At 70.6% G+C, this 20992-nt stretch carries 23 protein-coding genes, 1 tRNA gene, 1 other RNA gene and 1 pseudogene; 11 read left to right on the forward strand and 15 right to left on the reverse strand.

Annotated elements, in window-relative coordinates; translation table 11 throughout:
• Nucleotides 1-88 precede the first annotated feature (88 nt).
• Complete coding sequence (locus tag QNA09_RS26060; protein ID WP_102031879.1) at nt 89-991, reverse strand: LysR family transcriptional regulator; 903 nt, start codon at nt 989-991, stop codon at nt 89-91.
• Nucleotides 992-1114: 123 nt separating this feature from the next.
• Between QNA09_RS26060 and QNA09_RS26065 the strand changes: the two genes are divergently transcribed.
• Together QNA09_RS26065 and QNA09_RS26070 are read left to right on the forward strand one after the other, a co-directional pair.
• Entirely contained in the window at nt 1115-2500 is a 1386-nt protein-coding gene (locus QNA09_RS26065; protein ID WP_010594878.1) for an MFS transporter, read from the forward strand.
• Nucleotides 2497-3234, forward strand: a complete 738-nt coding sequence (locus QNA09_RS26070; protein WP_102031880.1) for a 3-hydroxybutyrate dehydrogenase — start codon at nt 2497-2499, stop codon at nt 3232-3234. Before QNA09_RS26065 ends, QNA09_RS26070 begins: the two co-directional genes overlap by 4 nt.
• Nucleotides 3235-3337: 103 nt before the next feature.
• Here the strand turns inward: QNA09_RS26070 and QNA09_RS26075 are convergent, their stop codons facing one another.
• The 5 genes from QNA09_RS26075 to QNA09_RS26095 all read right to left on the reverse strand — a co-directional run bounded on the left by QNA09_RS26075 (nt 3338) and on the right by QNA09_RS26095 (nt 7540).
• Entirely contained in the window at nt 3338-3922 is a 585-nt protein-coding gene (locus QNA09_RS26075) for a TetR/AcrR family transcriptional regulator (protein ID WP_017681591.1), read from the reverse strand.
• 98 nt (nt 3923-4020) lie between these two features.
• Entirely contained in the window at nt 4021-4671 is a 651-nt protein-coding gene (locus tag QNA09_RS26080; RefSeq protein WP_102031881.1) for a superoxide dismutase family protein, read from the reverse strand.
• Nucleotides 4672-4719: 48 nt separating this feature from the next.
• Nucleotides 4720-5124, reverse strand: a complete 405-nt coding sequence (locus QNA09_RS26085) for a membrane protein (protein ID WP_010594882.1) — start codon at nt 5122-5124, stop codon at nt 4720-4722.
• Nucleotides 5125-5420: 296 nt separating this feature from the next.
• A complete protein-coding gene (locus QNA09_RS26090) occupies nt 5421-6941 on the reverse strand; it encodes a metallophosphoesterase (protein ID WP_102031882.1) in 1521 nt (506 codons plus the stop codon).
• Between the two features lie 41 nt (nt 6942-6982).
• Nucleotides 6983-7540 (reverse strand): TIGR03086 family metal-binding protein, encoded by a 558-nt coding sequence (locus QNA09_RS26095; RefSeq protein WP_010594884.1) that lies wholly within the window; start codon nt 7538-7540, stop codon nt 6983-6985.
• A gap of 117 nt (nt 7541-7657) precedes the next feature.
• Between QNA09_RS26095 and QNA09_RS26100 the strand changes: the two genes are divergently transcribed.
• Nucleotides 7658-8815, forward strand: coding sequence for a transposase (locus QNA09_RS26100; RefSeq protein ID WP_308072162.1), 1158 nt, complete (start codon nt 7658-7660; stop codon nt 8813-8815).
• A 34-nt stretch (nt 8816-8849) separates the two neighbouring features.
• Here the strand turns inward: QNA09_RS26100 and QNA09_RS26105 are convergent, their stop codons facing one another.
• Nucleotides 8850-9662, reverse strand: a complete 813-nt coding sequence (locus tag QNA09_RS26105) for a helix-turn-helix domain-containing protein (protein WP_172603542.1) — start codon at nt 9660-9662, stop codon at nt 8850-8852.
• 60 nt (nt 9663-9722) lie between these two features.
• Nucleotides 9723-10373, reverse strand: a complete 651-nt coding sequence (locus QNA09_RS26110) for a YoaK family protein (RefSeq protein ID WP_010594887.1) — start codon at nt 10371-10373, stop codon at nt 9723-9725.
• Between the two features lie 134 nt (nt 10374-10507).
• On the opposite strand from QNA09_RS26110, the gene QNA09_RS26115 reads away from it, so the two are divergent.
• Nucleotides 10508-11527 carry a DUF1524 domain-containing protein gene (locus QNA09_RS26115; RefSeq protein ID WP_140188219.1) on the forward strand — a complete coding sequence of 340 codons (1020 nt, stop codon included), beginning with the start codon at nt 10508-10510 and terminating at the stop codon, nt 11525-11527.
• A 140-nt stretch (nt 11528-11667) separates the two neighbouring features.
• Here QNA09_RS26115 and QNA09_RS26120 read toward each other — a convergent pair.
• A tRNA-Ser gene (locus QNA09_RS26120) sits at nt 11668-11755 on the reverse strand.
• A 117-nt stretch (nt 11756-11872) separates the two neighbouring features.
• On the opposite strand from QNA09_RS26120, the gene ffs reads away from it, so the two are divergent.
• Nucleotides 11873-11967: signal recognition particle sRNA small type (gene ffs / locus QNA09_RS26125), an RNA gene on the forward strand.
• 49 nt (nt 11968-12016) lie between these two features.
• Nucleotides 12017-13306, forward strand: coding sequence for an aminotransferase class I/II-fold pyridoxal phosphate-dependent enzyme (locus QNA09_RS26130; protein WP_308072163.1), 1290 nt, complete (start codon nt 12017-12019; stop codon nt 13304-13306).
• A 124-nt stretch (nt 13307-13430) separates the two neighbouring features.
• On the opposite strand, the gene QNA09_RS26135 is transcribed toward QNA09_RS26130, so the two are convergent.
• Both QNA09_RS26135 and QNA09_RS26140 read right to left on the reverse strand, forming a co-directional pair.
• Nucleotides 13431-14894: an alpha/beta fold hydrolase gene (locus tag QNA09_RS26135; protein ID WP_228287149.1), complete on the reverse strand. Its 1464-nt coding sequence runs from the start codon at nt 14892-14894 to the stop codon at nt 13431-13433.
• Nucleotides 14895-14981: 87 nt separating this feature from the next.
• Nucleotides 14982-15149: a hypothetical protein gene (locus tag QNA09_RS26140; RefSeq protein ID WP_157180003.1), complete on the reverse strand. Its 168-nt coding sequence runs from the start codon at nt 15147-15149 to the stop codon at nt 14982-14984.
• A gap of 264 nt (nt 15150-15413) precedes the next feature.
• Here QNA09_RS26140 and QNA09_RS26145 point away from each other — a divergent pair, with 264 nt between their 5' ends.
• The 3 genes from QNA09_RS26145 (at nt 15414) to QNA09_RS26155 (ending at nt 17376) form a co-directional block, all read left to right on the forward strand.
• Entirely contained in the window at nt 15414-15866 is a 453-nt protein-coding gene (locus tag QNA09_RS26145; RefSeq protein ID WP_017682366.1) for a DUF6098 family protein, read from the forward strand.
• A 188-nt stretch (nt 15867-16054) separates the two neighbouring features.
• Entirely contained in the window at nt 16055-16750 is a 696-nt protein-coding gene (locus tag QNA09_RS26150; RefSeq protein ID WP_248957434.1) for a ZIP family metal transporter, read from the forward strand.
• 50 nt (nt 16751-16800) lie between these two features.
• Nucleotides 16801-17376: an HhH-GPD-type base excision DNA repair protein gene (locus QNA09_RS26155; RefSeq protein WP_010594894.1), complete on the forward strand. Its 576-nt coding sequence runs from the start codon at nt 16801-16803 to the stop codon at nt 17374-17376.
• Nucleotides 17377-17416: 40 nt separating this feature from the next.
• Here the strand turns inward: QNA09_RS26155 and QNA09_RS26160 are convergent, their stop codons facing one another.
• The 4 genes from QNA09_RS26160 to QNA09_RS26175 form a co-directional block, all read right to left on the reverse strand.
• Nucleotides 17417-17596: a hypothetical protein gene (locus QNA09_RS26160; RefSeq protein ID WP_017682363.1), complete on the reverse strand. Its 180-nt coding sequence runs from the start codon at nt 17594-17596 to the stop codon at nt 17417-17419.
• Between the two features lie 217 nt (nt 17597-17813).
• Nucleotides 17814-18092 carry a GlsB/YeaQ/YmgE family stress response membrane protein gene (locus QNA09_RS26165; protein WP_026138144.1) on the reverse strand — a complete coding sequence of 93 codons (279 nt, stop codon included), beginning with the start codon at nt 18090-18092 and terminating at the stop codon, nt 17814-17816.
• Nucleotides 18093-18243: 151 nt separating this feature from the next.
• Nucleotides 18244-18519 carry a DUF4193 family protein gene (locus tag QNA09_RS26170; RefSeq protein ID WP_248957436.1) on the reverse strand — a complete coding sequence of 92 codons (276 nt, stop codon included), beginning with the start codon at nt 18517-18519 and terminating at the stop codon, nt 18244-18246.
• A 183-nt stretch (nt 18520-18702) separates the two neighbouring features.
• The gene (locus QNA09_RS26175) at nt 18703-19824 is read right to left on the reverse strand and encodes a hypothetical protein (RefSeq protein ID WP_010594897.1); all 1122 of its coding nucleotides are present in this window, start codon (nt 19822-19824) and stop codon (nt 18703-18705) included.
• A 306-nt stretch (nt 19825-20130) separates the two neighbouring features.
• Between QNA09_RS26175 and QNA09_RS26180 the strand changes: the two genes are divergently transcribed.
• Together QNA09_RS26180 and QNA09_RS26185 are read left to right on the forward strand one after the other, a co-directional pair.
• Nucleotides 20131-20460 (forward strand): hypothetical protein, encoded by a 330-nt coding sequence (locus QNA09_RS26180; RefSeq protein ID WP_010594898.1) that lies wholly within the window; start codon nt 20131-20133, stop codon nt 20458-20460.
• A 149-nt stretch (nt 20461-20609) separates the two neighbouring features.
• A pseudogene (locus QNA09_RS26185) lies at nt 20610-20945 on the forward strand (YciI family protein); the annotation flags it as partial.
• Between the last annotated feature and the right edge of the window lie 47 nt (nt 20946-20992).

Genomic DNA, 20992 nt, shown 5'->3' on the forward strand with positions numbered 1-20992 from the left:
GCGGTCGCGGACCCTCGGCGATTTCGCAACAGCCCGCTATCGACTGCGATGTCACATTCGGTCACGTGTGCGGCGGCCGGGTGGCGGGTCACGCGGCGGGGCGGCCGAGCAGGACGGAACGCTGGGCGTGCACGGTCTCGCGGATCGCGGCGACGACGGCGGCGACCTCCGGCCGGCGCAGCGTCTCCGACCGCGCCACCATCCAGTAGTTCAGCCGCGCCTCCACCTCCGCGGGCAGGATCCGCACCAGGTCGGCGTGCCGGTCGGCCATGAAGCACGGCAGCAACCCGACCCCGGCCGCGGCGCGGGTGGCCTCGACGTGGACGAACACGTTGGTCGAACTCACCGACTCGTGCATGTCCGGGGCGATGCGACGGGCCAGGTCCAGGTCGTCGACCTGCAGCATCGAGTCGATGAAGTACACCAGCGGGTGACGGCCCAGTTCGCGCACCGTCGTGGGAGCGCCGTGCTCGTCGACGTAGGCCCGCGCCGCGTACAGGCCGAGGGTGTAGTCGGCCAGCCGGTGCGCCTCGGCCCGATGCACCTGGGGGCGTCCCACCACCACCTCGAGGTCGAGCCCGGACCGCTGCTGCGACGCGCGACGGCTGGCCGCGACGATCTCCACCGCGACGCCCGGGTGCCGTCGCCGCACCAGCGCGCCGGCCGGCGCCGCGATGTACGCGCTGAAACCGTCGGTGGCCGAGACCCGCACGACACCCTCGAGGCCGCGGTCCCCGCCGGGACCGGCCAGTCCGGACACGGCGGCCTCGATCCGCTCGGCCGCGGCGAGTGCCGAGCGGCCGAGCTCGGTGAGTTCCCAGCCGCCCGACGCGCGGGCCAGCACGCGCCCGCCGAGGCTCTTCTCGAGCGCCGCGATGCGACGGGCGATGGTGGTGTGGTTGACGCCGAGGTCTTCGGCGGCAGTCGTGAAGCGACCGGTGCGGCCGACGGCCAGCAGAACCAGCAGGTCATCGGCCGACGGCGCGCTCATATGTGCATTCTTGCAGATCTGCTCTGCGGATCGCGTCATTGTGCATGCAGATCTGCGCATCGATACTCGGCACATGCCTTCAGAAGTGTTGCCCGTCACAGTCGGATCGAGGAGGACGAACCCATGAGTGTCGAACAGTCGCGGCCCGGCGGCCGCGCACCGGACGAGACCCCCACCTCGGGTCTGCGCAAGGTCGTCGGCGCCTCGATGGCCGGCACCGTCGTCGAGTGGTACGAATTCTTCCTCTACGGCACCGCCGCCACCCTGGTGTTCTCCAAGGTCTTCTTCCCCGACAACGGCAACGAACTCGACGCGATCATCGCGGCGTTCGTCACATACGCCGTCGGTTTCGTCGCACGGCCCCTCGGCGGCGTCGTGTTCGGGCACTTCGGTGACAAGTTCGGCCGCAAGAAGCTGCTGCAGACCAGTCTCGTGCTCGTCGGCGTCGCCACCTTCCTCATGGGCTGCCTGCCCACCTTCGGCGCCATCGGCTACTGGGCGCCCGCGCTGCTCGTCACGCTGCGCTTCGTGCAGGGCTTCGCCGTGGGTGGCGAGTGGGGCGGCGCGGTGCTGCTCGTCGCCGAGCACAGCCCGGACCGTTCCCGCGGCTTCTGGGCCTCGTGGCCGCAGGCCGGCGTCCCGATGGGCAACCTCGTCGCCACCGTCGTGCTGCTGGTCCTGACCACGACGCTGTCCGACGCGGCGTTCCTCTCGTGGGGCTGGCGCATCGCGTTCTGGCTGTCGGCGGTCATCGTCCTGGTCGGCTACTACATCCGCACCAAGGTCACCGACGCACCGATCTTCCTCGAGGCTCAGCGTGAGGCCGAGCAGCTGAAGTCCAGCTCGTACAGCGTCGTCGAGGTCGTCAAGCGCTACCCGCGCGGTGTGTTCACCGCCATGGGCCTGCGTTTCGCCGAGAACGTCATGTACTACCTCGTCGTCACCTTCTCGATCACGTACCTCAAGGTGGTCGTCGGCGCGGACACCGCCACCATCCTGTGGTGGATGCTCGCCGCGCACGCCGTGCACTTCGCGATCATCCCCGTCGTCGGGCGCCTGTCCGACACCTTCGGCCGCCGCCCGGTGTACATGGTCGGGGCCGTCACCGCCGGCACCTGGGGCTTCTTCGCCTTCCCCATGATGGACAGCGGCCACAACGCCCTGGTGATGTCCGCCATCGTCATCGGCCTGGTGTTCCACGCGTTCATGTACGCCGGTCAGCCCGCGATCATGGCCGAGATGTTCCCGACCCGGATGCGCTACGCGGGTGTCTCGCTCGGCTACCAGGTGACCTCCATCGTCGCCGGCTCGCTCGCACCGATCATCGCGACCGCCCTGCTCAGCCGCTACGGCAGCGCCGTCCCCATCGCGGTCTACCTGGCCGTGGCGTCGGTGGTGACGATCATCGCCGTCGTCGCCGCCCGGGAGACCAAGGGGATCAGCCTGCGCGACGTCGACGCCGCGGACGTGCGGGCCGTCGACGCCGAGAAGACGGCGGTGCCCGCATGAGTGCCCGCACCGCACTGGTCACCGGCGGAGCGAGCGGCATCGGCGCCGCCTGTGCCCGGGAACTCGCCGCCCGCGGCGTGCACGTCACCGTCGCCGACGTCGACGAGGTGGCCGCCAAGACCCTCGCCCACGACATCGGGGGACGGGCGTGGGGGGTGGACCTGCTCGACACCGACCAGCTCGACGGGCTCCGGCTCGAGGTGGACATCCTCGTCAACAACGCCGGCATCCAGGTCGTCCGGCCGATCGAGGAATTCGCGCTCACCGATTTCCGCCGAATCCAGACGCTCATGGTGGAAGCGCCGTTCCTGCTCGTGAAGGCGGCCCTGCCGCACATGTACGAGCGCGGCTTCGGGCGCATCGTCAACGTGTCGTCGGTGCACGGCCTGCGGGCGTCGGCCTTCAAGTCCGCGTACGTCACCGCCAAGCACGGCCTCGAGGGACTGTCGAAGGTCACGGCCGTCGAGGGCGGCCCGCACGGCGTCACCAGCAACTGCGTCAACCCCGGCTATGTGCGAACCCCGCTGGTGGAGAAGCAGATCGGCGATCAGGCCCGGTTGCACGGCATCGGGGAGGAGCGGGTGCTCGCCGACGTGCTGCTCACCGAACCCGCGATCAAGCGGCTCGTCGAACCCGAGGAGGTGGCCTCCCTCGTCGCGTGGCTGGCGTCGGACGACGCCGGCATGGTCACCGGCGCGTCCTACACGATGGACGGCGGCTGGACCGCGCGCTGACCCACCCCCGGGGTGCGTGGTGCGTGGGTGTGTGGCCGAATGTCACATCGCGTCGATCAGATCGACCGCGTGTGACATTCGGCCACAAGCATTCTGGAAGCAGTCAGCGGGCGTCGGCGCCGTCGAGCGACAGCTGGATCTGGGTGTGCAGCGCGTGGGTCAGGTACTCCGGCGGATACAGTTCCGGACTGGCGATCGCGTCGAGCGCCAGGCCGTTGACCGCGGCCAGCAGCAGTGCGGCCCGGGTCTCGGCCTCCGCGGTGCCCATCCGGATCAGGACGGCGGACACCGCGGTGCGCATCGTGAACAACGTGGTGTGCCGGATCGTGCTCAACGAGGGCGACGTCGCGGCGCGCACGGTGAACGCCGCCATCACGTGTGCCTCGGCGGTGCGCTGCTCGTCGAGCGGCAGCAACTGGCTCAGCGCCGCGAACAGGGTGCGCGCCGGATCGATGTCCGGGTCGACGGTGCTCAACCGCGTCAGCACCCGCTCGGCGAGCGATCGGAACGAGTAGGCGAGCATCTCGTCCTTGGTGGGGAAGTGGTGCTGTACGGCGCCGATCGATACACCCGCATGGCTGGCCACCTCACGCACGCTGGCGCCGTCGAGCCCGATCCGTGCCGCGACCTCGAGCAGGGCAGCGGCGAGACGCGTGGGGCTGGTGGTGGCATAGGGACGCGCGCGCATGGATGCACCGTACCTGCAGGTATCTCCATACGCCGGTATGGGGCACCGCACGACACCTGCCCGATGTGTCCGGTCCACCTTCCGCGGTCGGACCCCGGTCAGAAGTCCTCGTCGACGCAGGCCAGACGAGGACCGGCCATGCCGGCCTCCCCGGGGCCGGTCTTGGTGCGCTCGGCGTGGAGCACCACCGAATTCGCCTCGTCGTCGCGGAACTCCCAGTCGACCGTCGTCGACGCCTGAGCGTTGCCGTTGCCGTCGGTGGTGATGTCGAGCCAGACCTCGTTCCCGGGATTGGCGAAGGCGGGATCCGTCGACGGGGATTGCGGGGTGGCCGCCGGGTCCACGTCGTTCTGATAGTGCGGACCGGCGTCCGACGGCTGCGGCCCGCACGGCTGCGTGTGGACGTGCACGCCGAAGTCACGGGTGGGTGCCAGCCCGCTCGCCTCGAGCGTGACCGTCGTGCGTCCACCCTCCTCCTCGGATTCGACGGTCACCGTCGAACCGACTGGGACGGCGGCCTCGTCGTAGGTGAATGCGTTGTCGTCGCCACCGCCTGCGCCGGGCAGCTCGAAGGCCACTCCGTCCGTGCCGGGCAGTGCCGTGGGCATGCCGGTGGTCGTCGTCTCCGAGGTGGGGGGCGCCTCGACGGTGGCCTGGTTCTCCGTCGAGGAATCATCGCCGCCGCACCCCGCGACGACGAGTGCGGTCAGGGACACGCCTGCGATAAGGGTTGTGCGTCGTGTGTTCATGTGTCGGCGGTACCCACGGTGCGTCGTGCCGAACCCGCGACGGGACCCTTACCTGGACATCCCGCCGATGATCAGGGACAGGCCCGCCCCGAGGAGCCAGACGTCCTTGGCGATCGGCGTGCCCTGCTGGGTCGGGCGGAAGGATCCGCCCTCGTGCATGCCGGGCATCTTCCAGTACATCGCGAGCAGGCCCGAACTGAACGCTGTCAGTGCGGAACCGGCCACCACGGGGGAGACGAAGGGGGCCAGCAGCAGGGCGCCGACGCCGATCTCGGCGGTCGACAGGGTCTGGCCGAACGTCTCCGGCCGCATCTTCCCGAGCCGGGGGAGCGCCTTGCTCGCCATGTCCTGCAGCCCGGCCGCGGCCTCGGGCGGGAGATCGCGCTTGCCCAGCCCGGAATTGAGGATGAAGGCGCCGGTGGCCAGCCGGAGCGGAACGTTGCTCAGTCGCACGGGAACCTCCGGAGGATCGGATGCTGCTGATTATCCCGCATTCCCCCGACGGCGGGAACTCCCCGCGCCGTCCGGGTGCAGCACACCGGTCGGCTCGGCCGGCGGGAGCACCCCGCGGCCGGGTACGGCCGGCGGCTCCTCTTCGGCAGCGTCCGCGCGCCGGCCGCCCACGGTGACGCGACCGCTGCGAACCGCGGAGCGCACCGCGGGCGACGCCGCCGACGCGCTCGGGGAGGCCCGCCCCGGAAGCCGCGCGGCGACCGCCGAACGTGCCTCGGCGGCAGGGTGATCCGTGCTCATCCGGGTATCACCGCGCGGGGCACACCGGCACGCAACTGCACGTCCACCACGAAATCGCCGTCCTCGGGGGTGTAGCGGCGGCGCGGGTCGTGGTCCTCCACCCGGAAACTGTCGAGGGCGGGCGAGTGGGTGGTGACGGCGACCGTGCCGCCGTCGAGATCGAACTGCAGCAACCGCTGGAATCCCGTCGCGCGCCGGCCGTCGACGAGGAAGTACTGATAGTCGGCGAGCATCTCGACCACACACCGGTCACTGCCGGGGATCGGGCGGTCGGTCACCGTCGTCTGCCCGTCGACGTGCCCGGACAGCACCATGAACACCGACTCGTGCGGTACGACGAGCCGGTTCCAGATCTGCTGGCCGGAACTGCCGCCGATGTCGCCGAATCCACTCATCCGGAGACGGCCGTCCTCGTCGAGGTAGTAGTGCGCGGCGACGATCGTGTTGCGGTCGGGATGGGCGGCCAGCACCCCCTCGGCCCAGTGCATCACGTGCTCCGGCGGGTTGTAGCCGAGGTAGAGGACGAGGAAGGGGGTGCCGGCGATCTCGAACAGGTCGTAGTGCGCCGAATTGTCGGCGTCGGTCACCGAGTCACCCCACTGCGGCCGGTCCCGGTACCGCTGCGGCCCGAAGTACTCGTTGTACAGCGCATGGTTGCGTTCGTGCTCGCCCGGCACGAGCCGGCCGGCGACGTTCCACAGGTTGTCGTGGTTGCCGGGCAGGACCCCGTAGGGCACGCCGGCCGCCTCGAGAATTCCCATCGCCTCCGACGCGACCTCGAACTCCGTGCGGGCGCGGGCGTCCGGGGCGCCCGGCCGGATCCACGACTGGATCAGGTCCCCGGTGTGCACGGCGTAGGCGATCTTCCGGGCACGGGCCTGCTGCGCCGTCCACGTGGTCATGTCCCGGAAGACGGCGGTGTCGTCGCGGGCGAGGTACTGGGTGTCGGTGAGGTGCTGGATCGCGAAGTCGTAATCCGCCGGGTCGGCGAACGCCTGGTCCGGTGCGGCGTCGCGGAAGCTCCGGTCGCGACGGGGCGCGTCGATCACCAGGATCTCCAGGGGGCCGGCGACGTCGGTGACCCGCGCCTCGAGCACGATCGGTCCGCCGGGCACCTCGGGCCGCGCGACGGCCCGCGGCTCGCCCCACGAACCGTCGGTGCGCACGTGCAGGGCGAGGTCGTCGAGGTTGACGCTGCGGCCCTGCCACCGGAGCGTCACCGACTCGGTTCCGGGGGGAAATTCGAGTTCGTAGCGGACATAGGGATACTCGTCGAACTCGTCGCCGACGGACGCCGGTGCGCCGCGCTCGCCGACGGCGCGCGGGAGCGGCGGGTCGGCGGAATCGGTCACCCCCGCGTACATCGTCGCGGACGTCGCCGGGACGTCGGCGGTCAGTCCCGTCGCCGGGATGCCGACGGACGTGACGGGCGCGGGCGGGGTGACCTCGGCGGGACCGGACAGGAGGGCGGCCACGGCCAGCAGCGACACCGGAAGCCACCAGCCCGGAGCGCGCATGCCCCGAGGCTACCGCCGGTCAGGCGCGAGGTTACCGCCGATCAGGCGCGACGCCCCAGGTGCGCGAGCACCCGGGTCTGCCGGTCGGCGTCCGCGGGCACCTCGACGGCCGGTCCGCAGACTCCCTCCATCCGGATCGAGTCACCCAGGGCCTGCGCCGTCGCCTCCACGAAGTCGAGGTCCTCGTCGTCGACGGTGTCGTCCAGGCCGGCGGCGCGGGCGAGGTCCCAGGCGTGCACCACGAGGTCGAAGTTGTAGAACCGCGCGACGGTCGCGGCGAGGGTGGTGCGGCCGAAGTGGCCGTCGTACTCGAGGCCGGCGCGCCACGGATCGTCGAGGATCGTCTGCATGCCGTCGCGGGTGGCGGCCCAGGCTCCGGCCGGGTCGGTGTCCGGCGACGGGCCGGCGGGCAGTTCCAGGCCGACGACGGGGACGATCTGCCGTTGCGTGTCGACGACGTGCCGCAGCACGTCGCGGGCGGACCAGCCCGCGCAGGGCGACGGCGCGTCCCATCGGTCGGCGGGCACGGCCTCGACGCGTGCGGTGAACTTCGCCGCGAGTTCGCGGTAGTGACGGGCGGGGGAGAGGGTCTCGGTCATCTGGTGTTCGGCGCGGATACTGCCTCGTTGACGAGGGAGCGCAAGCGCCGTCCTCCTTTCTCGGTGTCGGGGTGGTGTCGGGCACACGTGTCGGTGGGTGCGGCTACCGTGCCGGGCATGGGGGGCGAGGTGGTGCGCTACAACTACCGGTTGCGGCCGGGTCGCCTCGCCGAACGTGCCCTGCTCGACGAGTGGCATCGGTGCCGGTTCCTGTGGAACGAAGCGGTTCACCAACAGAAATCCGGTGCGAAACCCACCTTCGGGAAGCTGAGTGCACTGCTCACCGCGGCCCGCAGAGATTCGCCGTGGCTGCGGGCCGGATCCCAGGTGGCCCAGCAGCAGACGCTGCGGACCTACGCCCGCGCCCTGGACGACTCGTTCCGGATCACCGGGCGGGGCCGGCCGCGGTGCAAGGCCCGCAAGAAGGCGTTGCCGACGCTCGAGTACACCCGCCGCGGCTTCACCCTCCGCGAGGGCCGGTTGGTGCTCGCCAAGGGGGTCAGTGTCCCGGTGGTGTGGTCGCGGGAGCTGCCGTCCGAGCCGTCGAGTGTGCGCATCACCCGGGATCCGCTGGGGCACTGGTACGCCTCGTTCGTCGTCACCCGCGATGCCGAACCGGTGCCCGCGGCCCCCGAGGGTTCGGCGATCGGTGTCGACTGGGGCGTGAGCAGGACCGCGACCACCACCGACGAACGGTTCGATCTGCCGCACCGGCAGCACCGCAGCCGCTGCGCGGCGGAGCTGGCGAAGGCGCAACGCACGATGACGCGCCGGCGACCGGGCAGGGGACGCCCGGCGTCGAACGGCTACCGGCGGGCCCGTAAGCGGGCGGCGAAGATCCAGCAGAAGGCCGCGGCGCGGACCCGGCACGAGGCGCGGGTGTGGGCGCGGCGGGTGGTCGCCCAGCATGCGGTGATCGCGGTGGAGGATTTCCGGCCGCGGTTCCTGGCCAAGTCCACGATGGCGCGCAAGGCCGCGGACGCGGCGATCACCGCGACCAAACGCGAACTCGTCGAGCGGGGCAGGCGGGCCGGCCGGAAGGTGGTGCTGGTGCGGCCCGCGTACACGAGCATGACGTGTTCGAGGTGTTTCGCGAGAGCCAAGCAGCCCCTCGGACTCGAGCAACGCATCTTCCGGTGCCCAGCCTGCGGCTACAGCGGATGCCGGGATCGGAACGCTGCCGGAGTGGTTCTGGCTGTGGCGGAGCGTGGCCACACCGGTGTCGACGACGTCAGACAAGCGGATCACCTCCTCGGTGGTGCGGTTGCGGTCTGAGCCGGGAATCTCCAGCCTTCAGGCAGGAGAGGCGTTAAGCCACGGATTCTTCCGCCCCGCGGTCGCCGAGGGATTGGATACTTCGGACATCGAGGGCCGAGCCCGGGCCGTGCCACCGCGGCGCCTCCCCGGCGAGCAGGGCGGTGGGCGTCAGGGTGGAGATCCTGCGCGTCTCCCGGTTCAGGTGCGACTGGTCGCTGTAGCCGGCGGCCGCGGCGAGCTCGGCCAGGCCGCGCGCGGGTGCGGCGTCGGCCAGGGCCATGAACCGCTGCAGGCGCAGGATCGATCGCAACGTGGCCGGGCCGTACCCGAACGCCTCGTTGCAGCGGCGCTGCAGCTGACGTTCGGTGAGCGCGGCGGTCTCGGCGAGCGCGCCGACGCTCCACGAGTGTCCGGAGAGCGCCTGCCGGAGATGCCCGATCAGCGGGTCGGGAGCAAGGCCGTGCGCGAGCCAGCGCCGCACCGCGGATTGGAACACCTCGAGCCGTTCGGGGGCGGTCCGGGCGTTGTCGAGCCGGTCGGCGAGTGGTCGGGCCCCTGCCGAGCCGATCAGGTCGTCCAACCCGACGCGGGTATCGCGGAGTTGCGCGGCCGACGCGCGCAGGGCGAACGAGGCGAGACCGGGGCGGAACCGCACCCCGGCGGAGACGATGCCGGGCGGCAGGGTGAACGACCACGCGGACGTTTCCGGGCCGCACACGCGGATGCCGACGCCGGCGATCCACAGGACGTCGACGCATCCGTCCGGCACGAGGAGGTGACTCTGCCCGTCGGAGACCGCCGACCACACGCACACCACGTGCTCGGCGAGGTCCGCGCTGGGAGCGCTCGGCACATACCACCTCATGGCCCACGAGCGTAGGCGCCGGCACCGACAACCGCTGCCCGCCTGGGGAACCGGACTCCGCTACGGCCGGTACGGCAGGTGCCGCACCGCGAGGGTGAGCGCGACGGCGGCCGCGGTGGCGATCCACAGGGCGTGCAGTCCGAGCATCCGATGCGCCGCGGCGCCGCCGACGGCGCCGGTCACCAGTCCCAGCCACAGACCCAGGTACGGCAGCCAGGTCCAGCGGGGTCCGCCGAACATCGCGGCGGCGAGCCGCTGCCCGATCTTGACGAGCGCCCCGGTCATGTACGTCAGGGCCACGCTCACCTCACCGTCGCGCTGGAACACCGAGTTCTCCGCACCCATGGCGAGGGTCATCGCCACCACCGCGACGGGCGTCCAGCCCGCGGTGTGGGCGAGCGCCCCGAGCAGCAGGAGCGCGGAGACCGTGGCGAGCACGGCGGTCTTGCGGGCGCGACGGCTGCGGTCGGACAGTTGCGCGACCACCCCACCGAGGACGACGCCGACGAGGAACAGGCCGATGACCCCGGCGGTGAGCGCGGCGGGACCCCAGGTGCCCTCGGCCAGGCCGACGCTCAGCCGGGTGGAGTTCCCGCTCATGAACGACACGAACACGCCGCCGAGGGTGATGAACCCGAGGGCGTCGACGAACCCGGCGAGGCCCGACAGTGCGACGGCGAGGGCCGTGAGTTGTCTGCCGTATCCGACCACGGACGAATCGTAATCAATCCGTGCTGTTACCTCTGGTAACGAAAGGGATGTCCGGTGCGACCTCCCGGAGACACCCTTTCGTTCCCCCGCGGAGGGTGCTGCCGTGCCGCATCCCGCCCCCAGGAGTACCCAGCGTGTTCGCCTCACCGTCCCGCCAGTCCCCGCATCACCGCACACAGGGATGGAGCGCCGGACTCGCTGCGGCGGCCCTGCTGCTGACCGGATGCGCCACGGCGACCGACATCGGCACCCGGACCCACGCGCCCACCGTCGCCGCGACCCCGACGACCACCCCCGCACCGGCCCCTGCGACGCCGCCGACCCCCGTCCCTGCCGACGTGTCCGCCACGCCGGCGCTGGCCACGCTCGCGACCCTGCCGATCAAGGGCCGAGCACCCAAGACCGGCTACGACCGTGAGCTCTTCGGACCGGCGTGGAGCGACGACGTCGACGTCGACGGCGGCCACAACGGGTGCGACACCCGCAACGACATCCTGCGGCGCGACCTGGTCGACATCACCTACAAGACCGCCACCCGGGACTGCGTCGTCCTCTTCGGCACCCTCCACGACGCCTACACGGGCACGACCATCGACTTCCGTCGCGGCCAGGACACCTCCGCCGACGTGCAGATCGATCATGTCGTCGCACTGTCCGACGCGTGGCAGAAGGGCGCCCAGCAGCTCGACGAACAGACCCGCGCGAACTTCGCCAACGATCCCCGCAACCTGCAGGCCGTCGACGGTGCCGCCAACCAGCAGAAGGGCGACAGCGACGCCGCGACCTGGCTGCCCCCGAACCGGTCGTACCGGTGCACGTACGTCGCGCGCCAGATCGAGGTCAAGGCCCTCTACGGGTTGTGGGTGACCCAGGCCGAGCACGACGCGATGGTCCGTGTCCTCACCGGGTGCGGTGCCGCCGCCCCTGCCACGACCCCGGTCCCGGAACCCGCGCCTGCCACGAACCCGGTCCCCGCGCCTGCCACGACCCCGGTCCCGGAACCCGTCCCGTCGGTGGCTCCGGAGCCGGCTCCGGCCGTGGTGTACCGCAACTGCGCCGAGGCGCGGGCCGCCGGCGCGGCGCCGCTGTACGCCGGTCAGCCCGGGTACAGCGAGAACATGGACGGTGACGGCGACGGCGTCGCCTGCGAGTGAGCTGTGGTGGACAGCCGCGCCTCGTTCAGTCGTACGCACCCGCAATTGCGGCAGCGGATGACTGTCGACCGCGCGACTGCGTGCCCGACGAACGACAACGGCCCGTGACCAGTGTTTCCACTGGTCACGGGCCGTTGCCGTGGCGGAGGATAGGGGATTTGAACCCCTGAGGGCGTTAACCCAACCCGCGTTCCAGGCGAGCGCCATAGGCCACTAGGCGAATCCTCCGTGGGGAAGCATACCGAATACGACCTGGTAGATGCCAAACGGGGAGGTCGCCGCAGGTTTCGGAGGGGTGCGACGGGGTCGATTCACGGTCGCGGGCGATGTGTGTCTACACTGGCCGATGGATCCCGCGCGGCGCGCATCCTGTGAACTCCCCCAGGGCCGGAAGGCAGCAAGGGTCAACGGGCTCTGCCGGGTGCGCGGGGTCCCCTAGCTTCCGATGCCGATGCCCGTGCCGTTGGGCGCGGTGAAAGGTCCTTCCGCATGCCTACCCAAACCCAGATTGGGTTGATGAGCCATGAGGAACTCGTCGCAGAGCACGAGCGCCAGTCCCACAACTACGCGCGACTCGAAGCCGAGAAGCTGACGCTGGACCTGACTCGCGGCAAGCCCTCCCCCGAGCAGCTCGACCTCTCCGCGGAGTTGCTGTCGCTGCCCGGGGTCGACGACTACCGCGACGCGTCCGGCACCGACTGCCGCAACTACGGCGGCCTGCGCGGACTGCCCGAACTGCGCGCCATCTTCGGGGAGCTCCTGAACATCCCCTCCGAGAACCTGATCGCCGGCAACAACGCAAGCCTCGAGATCATGCACGACCTGATCGTGGCGTCGCTGCTGCACGGCACGGTGGATTCGCCGCGCCCGTGGTCCCAGGAGCCCGTCGTCCGGTTCCTGTGCCCCGCGCCCGGCTACGACCGGCACTTCGCGATCACCGAGTCGTACGGGATCGAGATGATTCCGGTGCCCATGCGCGACGACGGACCGGACATGGCGAAGGTCGCCGCGCTCGTCGGCTCGGACCCGCAGATCAAGGGCATGTGGGCGGTCCCCACCTACTCGAATCCGACCGGTGTCGTGTTCTCCGAGCGCGTCGCCCGCGAACTGGCGTCGATGCCGACGGCCGCCCCGGACTTCCGGATCTTCTGGGACAACGCGTACGCCGTGCATCCCCTGGTCGAGGAACCGGCTCCCGCCCTGGACATCCTGGGCATGGCGGCCGAGGCCGGTCATCCGAACCGCGTGTTCGTCCTCGCCTCGACATCCAAGATCACCTTCGCCGGCGCCGGCGTCAGCTTCTTCGGCAGCTCGGCCGAGAACCTGGCGTGGTACGAGAAGTTCCTCGGTATCAAGACCATCGGCCCGGACAAGGTGAACCAGCTGCGTCACCTCCGCTTCTTCGGTGACGCCGACGGGGTGCGGGCACACATGGCCAAGCACCGCGAACTGCTCGCGCCGAAGTTCGCGCTCGTGCTGAAGATTCTCGAGGACCGGCTCGGGTCGTCGAAGGTAGCGTCCTGGACCGAGCCGAAGGGCGGCTACTTCATCAGCCTCGACGTGGTGGAGGGCACCGCCAAGCGGGTCATCTCCCTCGCGAAGAACGCAGGGATCGCGCTGACCGCGGCGGGCTCGGCGTTCCCGTACAAGAACGACCCCGACGACAAGAACATCCGGCTCGCTCCGAGCTTCCCGTCGCTGGACGAGCTCGCCACCGCCATGGACGGCGTCGCGACGTGTGTGCTCCTCGCGGCGACCGAGAAGGCCCTCGGGAAGTAGTCGGCGAGCAGTTCCGTCCCTCGGCCCGGTCGTCACACGACGGCCGGGGCCGAGCGTATCCCCCACCTGTGGACAACTCTGTGGACAAGCCGTGGACAACCGGTGGAGAACCGGCCGCCCGTCGTCACCGGCCGGACGTCCTCGGGATCACGTCGTCTCGAAGCAGCTGCTCCACGGCGTCGGCCTGCTCGAATGCGACCGCATGGGCAGCGTCGTCGAACGTGATCAGTCTCTTCTCCGGCGCGTCGAGCAGGGTGAACCATTCCAGGAGCAGTTCCCGGCGCCCGTCGAGTTCGGCCGCCCCGTCGAGGATGTACACCGGCACCTCGAGCCGGGTCGCATCCCGCCGGAAGTCGATGTCCTGGATCTGCGGATACATCACGGTGAAGGTGTCGATCAGCCCCCGCAGCACGTTCGCCTTGTCCATCAGCGAGTACTCGGTGCCGAGAATCCCGAAGCCGTCCAGGCCGCTCGCCTCGCCCCGCGCGCGATACCCCGCCGCCGGCTCGTACGGATCGTAGAGGTGGTCGTAGGCAGCGAGTATCTGCGCGTTCGCCCACGGGATGTCCGCATACGGCGGCTCCCCGATCTCCTGCAGGGTCGCCGCGAGGTCCGTGTCACCGGTCCGGGTCGCGTACTCCTGCAGATCGCGGTAGATCCGGCGGTCCGTCTCCCGGACGTTCACCATCTGTCCGCTGCCGAGGTACGCGGCGAACAGGTCGGGGCGCTGCTGCACGGTGCGGACACCGAGGATCGTGCCCCACGACTCACCCATGAGATAGATCCGGTCCTCGTCGAAGCGGTCCCGGAGATACTCGGCGACCTCGACGGTATCGGCGACGACCCGCTCGAGGGTGGTCTCGTCGGTCGGGAACAGCGCGCCGTAGGATTTGCCGTTGCCGCGCTGGTCGTAGGTTGCGAACACGACGTCGTCCACCCACGGCTCCGCCAGGGCGCGTGCCAGCGCCATGTCGGACTGGCCGGGGCCGCCCGACAGGTACAGCAGCACAGGCCTCCCGGGATCCGCGGCGCGGATCATCAGCGCGTGGTCGTCGCCGCCCAGCGACACGGTCTCGAGAGCCGCCACTCCCACCGGCTGCCCGTCGGGCCCGAGCACGGCAGGTGTGGAGGCCGGCCGGACGATCAGGGCTGCCAGTACGAGCGTCAGCACGCCGAGGACCGAGGTGAGCACGAGTCCTCGACGGGGTCCGGGTGGGGTCCCGGCGCGCCGTCGGGTGAGCGCGACCCCGAGGCGGGCACCGACCAGCATCGGCAGCACCAGCAGGATCGCGTGCAGGCCTCGGCTCACCGTCAGCGCCAGCACGCCGTAGATCGAGTCGAGCCGCACGTCGTCGATCGTCGGTACCGACACGTCCAGCCGGACGATCTCCAGTGCAATGCCGTAGGCGAGGACGAGCGGAACCACCATCCAGGCCGAGCGCCCGGCCCAGCCGCCGACCGCACCGAGCAGCAGGCCGGACGTCATCACCGCAAGCGCGTGGACCGTCGTGACCGGCCCCACGGGGAGCGTCGCCGCGGTGACCGCGCCTGCCACGGCCGCCGTGACGAGCACGAGCGCGATCCTCACGCCCGAACCGGCCTGGACCATCCGCCCCCCTTCCGAGTGCGCGCCGGCCGCGCGGCCGAACACCGCACCACTACGGTCGAACCCGTGTCACATTCGGTCCGAGGCCGCCGCGTCCTCGACGTACCGGTCGATCTGTTCGCGCCAGAACTCCCGGACGCTCTCCGCGGAATTTCCCGCACCGATCGCGTGTGCGACGAGGTCCCGGACGTCTTCGAGAACGCGCGTGTACTCCGATTCTTCGCCGTGGAGTGGCATATCCGAACGATACTCCGGCACGCCGTCGCGGACGGCGCGCTTCTCGCCCGCATGCCCGCTCGTGCGATCCACCGCGGATCGCGTTGCGTGGGTCGGACCAGGATTCGGGAGTATCGTGCGGGTCAGCGGGTGTCCTGCGACGCTCGCGCCGGAACCGTCGACGAAGGGAGCCGTCGTGGGCACCGGTGAGCCGATCCGACGACGGCGGTCCTCGCCTCGCCCGGTGCCGGACCCGAGCTGACGGCCGGACGAGACGCGTCGACGATGCTGCGCGAGGAGATGTATCCCGATCCCGACGACATGCAGGTGATCACCGGTCTCGACCAGCTCGCTGCGCTCGTCGCCGGGAATCCGCTCCTTTACCTGCGTTTTTCCCGGGGGCCGGCGGCGGACGCTGCGGACGGTCCCACGCGCGATCGGGCGGCCAACCTCACCCTGCCGGGGTGGTCCGTCCTTCCCGTTGCCCCGGAACCGTGGTGGCGGCGTCCTGTCGAGGACTGGGTTGCGCGTCGGATCCACCGGTACGCCGCCGGCGACGAGACCGACGGGCGTTTCCTGTGGTTGCTCGAGGGCACGATGGTCGGCCGTGGCCTCGACCAGGAGCCGTTGGTGATCGACATCCGCCCGCACGCCCGGTTGAGCCCGAAGGTGCTGTGGGAGGCGGAAAGACGTTACCGCGAGCGTTTCGAGGTGGAGCCGGGTTCCGGCCCGTGGTGAGGCGGCGGCCGCTCGCTCTGCCGCCGCGACAGGACGCTACCGGGCGCCGGTGCGCAGGTCGCTACGCGCCGGTGTCGAGGACGTCGACCCCGGGACGGCTGCGGCGCCCTGGGTGACCGCCGTCGCGGACGGAAGTGTTCGGTATTGGCATGCAACATCTCTCGTTGCTGCAGTCGTAGAGTGATCCGGTGCTGACCGCCCTCTGGTACGGACTGGGAACTGCGGTGCCCCTGTTCGCCGGTGCCATCGTCGGGCTCCGGTACGACCTACCCCGACCTCTGCTCGCGGCGCTGATGGCCTTCGGTGCAGGCGCCATGGTCGCCGCGGTGTCCACCGAACTGTTCGCGCCCGCCTTCGCGGACCAGGGCCTGTGGTCCGCCGGCGGTGCGCTGTTGCTCGGGGCCTCGGTGTACGTCGTCGCCGATCGGCTGATCGAGCGCAGGCTCGGCACCGCTGCCCTGGGGTGGGCACTGATGCTGGGGGCGTTGCTCGACGGGATCCCGGAGAACGCCGCCCTGGGGGTGACGCTCGCCGGCGCCGGCGGCGGTGGACTGGTGCTGCTGGTGGCCGTCGCGGTCGGCAACGTACCGGAGGCCGTGGCCGGTGCCGCGTCGATGCGCTCGAACTTCGATCGGCGGAAAGCCGTGCTCATCTGGGGTATCACGGCGACACTGCTGGTGCTCGTGGTGGTGCTCGCGACGGCGTACGCCGACTCGCTGCCCCCCGCCGGCATCTCACTCGTCCAGGCCTTCGCCGGCGGCGCGACGATCGCGGTCATCTCCGACTCACTGATGCCGGAGGCATATCGGGAGGGTGGCTGGTGGGTCGGAATCTCCACGGCCCTCGGCTTCCTGGTGGCGTTCGCGTTGGGCGGCCAGGGCTGATCGTCGCGCCGTTCGCTCGCCGGACTCCCGTGGATGCGAGGATCGTGAGCATGGCACCGACCTTGAACCTCGTAGGTGATGCCGACGCCGATGCGTTGCTCGCCGCCGACCCGCTCGCCCTGCTCATCGGGATGCTCCTCGATCAGCAGGTGCCGATGGAGACCGCGTTCGCGGGACCGAAGAAGCTCGCCGACCGCCTCGGCGGTCTGGACGTACACCGGATCGCCGAGGCCGATCCGGACGAGTTCGCCGCGATCTGCTCCGGGCCGCCGGCCGTGCACCGGTTCCCCGGATCGATGGCCAAGCGGATCCAGGCGCTGTGCGCCGAGATCGCGGACCGCTACGACGGTGACGCGGCGGCCCTGTGGACGAGTGGCGACCCCGACGGCAGGGAGGTGCTGAAGCGCCTGAAGGCCCTGCCCGGCTACGGCGACCAGAAGGCCCGGATCTTCCTCGCCCTACTGGGAAAGCAGATCGGGGTGCGACCCGAGGGCTGGCGGGAGGCTGCGGGGGAGTACGGCGAGGACGGGTCACGGCGGTCCATCGCCGACGTCGTCGATGCACAGACCCTGCAGGAGGTCCGGGAGTTCAAGAAGGCGTTGAAGGCAGCCGCCGGGAAGAAGTGAGCCTGCACGGCGCGGATCGGCGAGCCCGTCGGCCGGCGGCTCAGGTCTTCTTCCGGGGCGACCGGCGTCGCTTCGGGGCCTGCGGGGGCTCCGGGACGTCGGCCGGACGCCCGGTCAGCGCCTCCACGACGGCGGCGAGGTCCTCCTGGGACAGCTCGTGGGTCTCCTGGGTGCGGCTCCCGGAAGCAGAGCGCGCCTTCGTTGCTGCGGTGTCGTCCATCGGTGTCCCTCTCGTCGCTCGCCGGTGGTTCCGGGATGACCCCCACGCTCACCGCACGCGCCATCCACCCGGTCAGCATGCCGGAAAGGTCCCCTTTTCGCAGCGGGCGACGCCCGACACGCCCGGCGAGGATCCGGCTCGCGCAGCGCGGCGGCCTCCCGTGCCCCGGAACGGGGTGACGGGAGGCCGCCGCGTGTGTGGTGACTGAACTGCGAGACTACCGGCGGGTGACCGGGCGGCGACCGGTGACGGCCTTGACCACGAACAGCAGGATCACCGCACCGAGGAGGCAGGTGAGGAAGCTGAAGATCAGTCCGCCGCCTTCGACGTCGACGCCGAAGAGCTTGAGCAGGAAGCCACCGAGCAGGCCGCCGATGACACCCACGACGATGTTCAGCAGGATCCCCTGCTGCTCGTCGGTCTTCATGATCTTGCTGCCGATCCAGCCGGCGAGGCCGCCGATGATGATCCACCCGATGATTCCGAGTCCGAGCACGCTCCACTTCCCTTCGTTCGGGGACCCTTCCGGTCCCCTCCGGTCTTCACCCGCCGCTGCCGGCGTGGTCACGACTACTGTTACCCCGGACGGTCGAGAACTACACCTCGGCGGAAAACCGTTCTCGTTCCGCCCTTTCGATCGAGATCCGTCAGCTGCAGTCCCGGCAGCGCGTCGCGCCGTCGTCGGACCGTGCGAGCCGGCTGTGGTGATGGACGAGGAAGCAGCTGTCGCAGACGAACTCGTCGCTGCGCCGCGGCACGACCGGGGCGGTGAGCTCCTCGCCGGACAGGTCGGCGCCGGGGAGTTCGAAGAACTCGGCGATGTCGCCGTCGTCCGGCTCCACCGTCTCGCTCACCGCCGGGAGCGTGGGGGTGGTCAGCTCGTCCGTGTCGAGCTCTTTACGGGTGTCGTAGTCGAGTGTCATGACCCCTCCTGTGCTGGCCGCGATACTTGTCGGTGTCACCTTCCGGCGGGTGCCGATGGGGGCGACGCCGGGCCGTGATCGCCCTCCTTTACCCGGGCCGGCGCGAGGCCAAACCACGTCCGCCGGAAACCGTGAGCCGGGAAGACCCGCCCGGCCGTGTGGGTGCCGTCGCGCGGTGGCCGGTCAGCCGGTGGCCGGGGTCGACTCGGCGGAGTCCCCGGTGGTTCCGAACTGTTCGATCACGCCCCACAATTCGTCGTCGGGGCCGACGTCGTACGTGCAGGCGTCCGGCCGGGGGTCGGGCACGAACGCCCAGATGAGCGCCCCGGCGGTCCCGGCCGCCTTCTGTCCCGCGATCTTCGTGGCGATGTGCTCGGCGCGGTCGGCCGTGGCGCCGCACCGGCCCGCCAGCTCGCCGATCTCCGCCACCAGGAGTGGTTTGCCGATCTGCCGGGCCTGGGTGATGCGGCGTGCCAGACCGTTCCACTGGTCGCCCGGAAGGGGGACCGCGTCGGCGCCGTAGTCGTGGTACTGGACGACGTCCACCCACGGCGACGAGCCGACCGTCGCGTACTCGTCGCCCTGGGTGCCGCACTGCCCGCCGCCGGTGAACCCCGCGGTGATCAGGGTGCGCGGATCGAGGGCGCGGACCTGGGCCCCCGCGACGTCGAAGAACCCGCGCAGGACGGCCGCTGCGTCCGGCGGGCACCGCCGCAGCCACCACGAGCACTCGGCATCGGTGCACACGCTGGTCTCGGGTTCGCCGACGAGTTCCCAGGCGGCCAGAACGGGGGAGTCCTTCCATCGCGTCACCGCCGTCGTCACCCAGTCCCGGAAGCTCAGGACTTCGCGCTCGTGATCGACCGGCTCCGTCCATCCGTCCAGATACCACTGCCGGTCCTTGAACACCTCGTCCTCGCACGCGCCGTCCTGGGCGGCGAGGACCGGGATCACGAGTTGGCCGTGGGCCTCGGCCGCGGCGAACACGGCATCGAGCGGGCCGAAATCGAGCTCGCCGGTGAACCGGTCGACGGCCAGAGCCTGGAACGCGTTGAAGCGGGTGAGCGAATGTGGCGGCAGGGCGCCGAAGTAGGCGTCCAGATCGACCATGGCGCCGCAGCCCCAGTTCACCGCCCAGTTCGTGCCCAGCTGGTAGGCGTTGAAGCCGGTCGGCCACCAGGGCTGCCCGTCGAGTCGCAGCCCCGTGCCGTCGGTGGTGACCCGCGCGCCCGGATCCGGATCGGCGGTGGCGGTACCGGTGGTGCCCATCGCCACGGCGAGGATCGCCAGGGCCGCCGCCCACACCTTCGCCGTCCTCCCCGCGCGCATGAAGGAACTGTACTGGCGCGGAGCCGGATCGGTGAGACGAGCGATCGGAGTCGGCAGCGTTAGCACTCGGCGTCGGCGAGTGCTAATCTGTGCTGCGTAGCAGCCGGGCCGAGGGGTGAGGTCGATACGAGATGTCGTGTGCCGTATCCGTCCCCTCGCGCCGAGCGCCGGTTACCGCGCCGTCGCGGATCTCGGAATTCTTGTCCTGCAGAAGATTCCGTACGGCTCCGCCCTCGCGTGCTGCATTCCGTTCCGCCATCTCCGACGAGGATTCGAAAGACCATGTCCGTCCTGCAGACTCCCTTCCGCTCCGGACCACACCGTTCCCGATTCGACTTCCCCGCCCTGTCGCGGCTGCGTGAGACAGTCGAGGACAACGGAGCCGATCTGGCCCTGATGCTCGGCGCCCTCTCGATCGTGACCTTCTGGACGTTCGGCTTCGGCATTCTGCTCGGTGCGACCGCCCTCGGGACCGGCATCGCCGCCACCCGGCGGCCCGCCGTGTTCACCGACGAAGCGAAGTCCCTCGATGCGCTCGTCGGCATGCTCACCGGCATCTTCGGAATCCTTGCGGGCGTGGTGTTCCTCAGCTGGGCGCTGCCCCATCTCTGACACCTGCCACGACGGGGGCGTGTCGATCCCGTGCTCGGCGCCCGCGGTGCGGGAGCCGGACGCCCGTGGGGCGGACGAGCGAGTCTCGTGCGCAGCGTGCCCGCATCGGCGAGGACGGGTCCGAGTCCCGGGAAGAAGGAGCCGACGCAATGACGAAGTACCTGATCTCGTTCCCGAGTGGCGCCATGGTCGTTCCCGAAGGGGAAATGCAGGCAGTGTCGGATGCGGCGCACGCGGTGGTGGAGGAGGCGAAGGACGCCGGCGTCTGGGTGTTCGGCGGTGGAATCGACGAGAGCGTTCCGCCGGTCCTCGTCGAAGGGGACGGCAAAGTGACCGCCGGCACGTACCCGCAGACCGAGCAGCTCGCAGGCGGCTTCACGGTACTGGAGTTGCCCTCCCGGGAGGCCGCGCTGGAATGGGCCGCGAAGTTCGCGATCGCCTGCCGGTGCGCGCAGGAGGTGCGCGCGTTCGGGTACGACCCCGCCGGCTCCCGGGGAGTGGCGCGGCATCGCGATGCTCTCCCGCACCTACC

Origin of the sequence: Rhodococcus sp. AH-ZY2 (assembly GCF_030916465.1) — a bacterium.
Taxonomy (GTDB): Bacteria; Actinomycetota; Actinomycetes; order Mycobacteriales; family Mycobacteriaceae; genus Rhodococcus; species Rhodococcus ruber.

Coding starts and splice junctions, on each gene's coding strand:
- QNA09_RS26060 (WP_102031879.1), bottom strand. CDS start 991: ATGAGCGCGCCGTCGGCCGATGACCTGCTGGTTCTGCTGGCCGTCGGC.
- QNA09_RS26065 (WP_010594878.1), top strand. CDS start 1,115: ATGAGTGTCGAACAGTCGCGGCCCGGCGGCCGCGCACCGGACGAGACC.
- QNA09_RS26070 (WP_102031880.1), top strand. CDS start 2,497: ATGAGTGCCCGCACCGCACTGGTCACCGGCGGAGCGAGCGGCATCGGC.
- QNA09_RS26075 (WP_017681591.1), bottom strand. CDS start 3,922: ATGCGCGCGCGTCCCTATGCCACCACCAGCCCCACGCGTCTCGCCGCT.
- QNA09_RS26080 (WP_102031881.1), bottom strand. CDS start 4,671: ATGAACACACGACGCACAACCCTTATCGCAGGCGTGTCCCTGACCGCA.
- QNA09_RS26090 (WP_102031882.1), bottom strand. CDS start 6,941: ATGCGCGCTCCGGGCTGGTGGCTTCCGGTGTCGCTGCTGGCCGTGGCC.
- QNA09_RS26095 (WP_010594884.1), bottom strand. CDS start 7,540: ATGACCGAGACCCTCTCCCCCGCCCGTCACTACCGCGAACTCGCGGCG.
- QNA09_RS26100 (WP_308072162.1), top strand. CDS start 7,658: ATGGGGGGCGAGGTGGTGCGCTACAACTACCGGTTGCGGCCGGGTCGC.
- QNA09_RS26105 (WP_172603542.1), bottom strand. CDS start 9,662: ATGAGGTGGTATGTGCCGAGCGCTCCCAGCGCGGACCTCGCCGAGCAC.
- QNA09_RS26130 (WP_308072163.1), top strand. CDS start 12,017: ATGCCTACCCAAACCCAGATTGGGTTGATGAGCCATGAGGAACTCGTC.
- QNA09_RS26140 (WP_157180003.1), bottom strand. CDS start 15,149: ATGCCACTCCACGGCGAAGAATCGGAGTACACGCGCGTTCTCGAAGAC.
- QNA09_RS26145 (WP_017682366.1), top strand. CDS start 15,414: ATGCTGCGCGAGGAGATGTATCCCGATCCCGACGACATGCAGGTGATC.
- QNA09_RS26155 (WP_010594894.1), top strand. CDS start 16,801: ATGGCACCGACCTTGAACCTCGTAGGTGATGCCGACGCCGATGCGTTG.
- QNA09_RS26160 (WP_017682363.1), bottom strand. CDS start 17,596: ATGGACGACACCGCAGCAACGAAGGCGCGCTCTGCTTCCGGGAGCCGC.
- QNA09_RS26170 (WP_248957436.1), bottom strand. CDS start 18,519: ATGACACTCGACTACGACACCCGTAAAGAGCTCGACACGGACGAGCTG.
- QNA09_RS26180 (WP_010594898.1), top strand. CDS start 20,131: ATGTCCGTCCTGCAGACTCCCTTCCGCTCCGGACCACACCGTTCCCGA.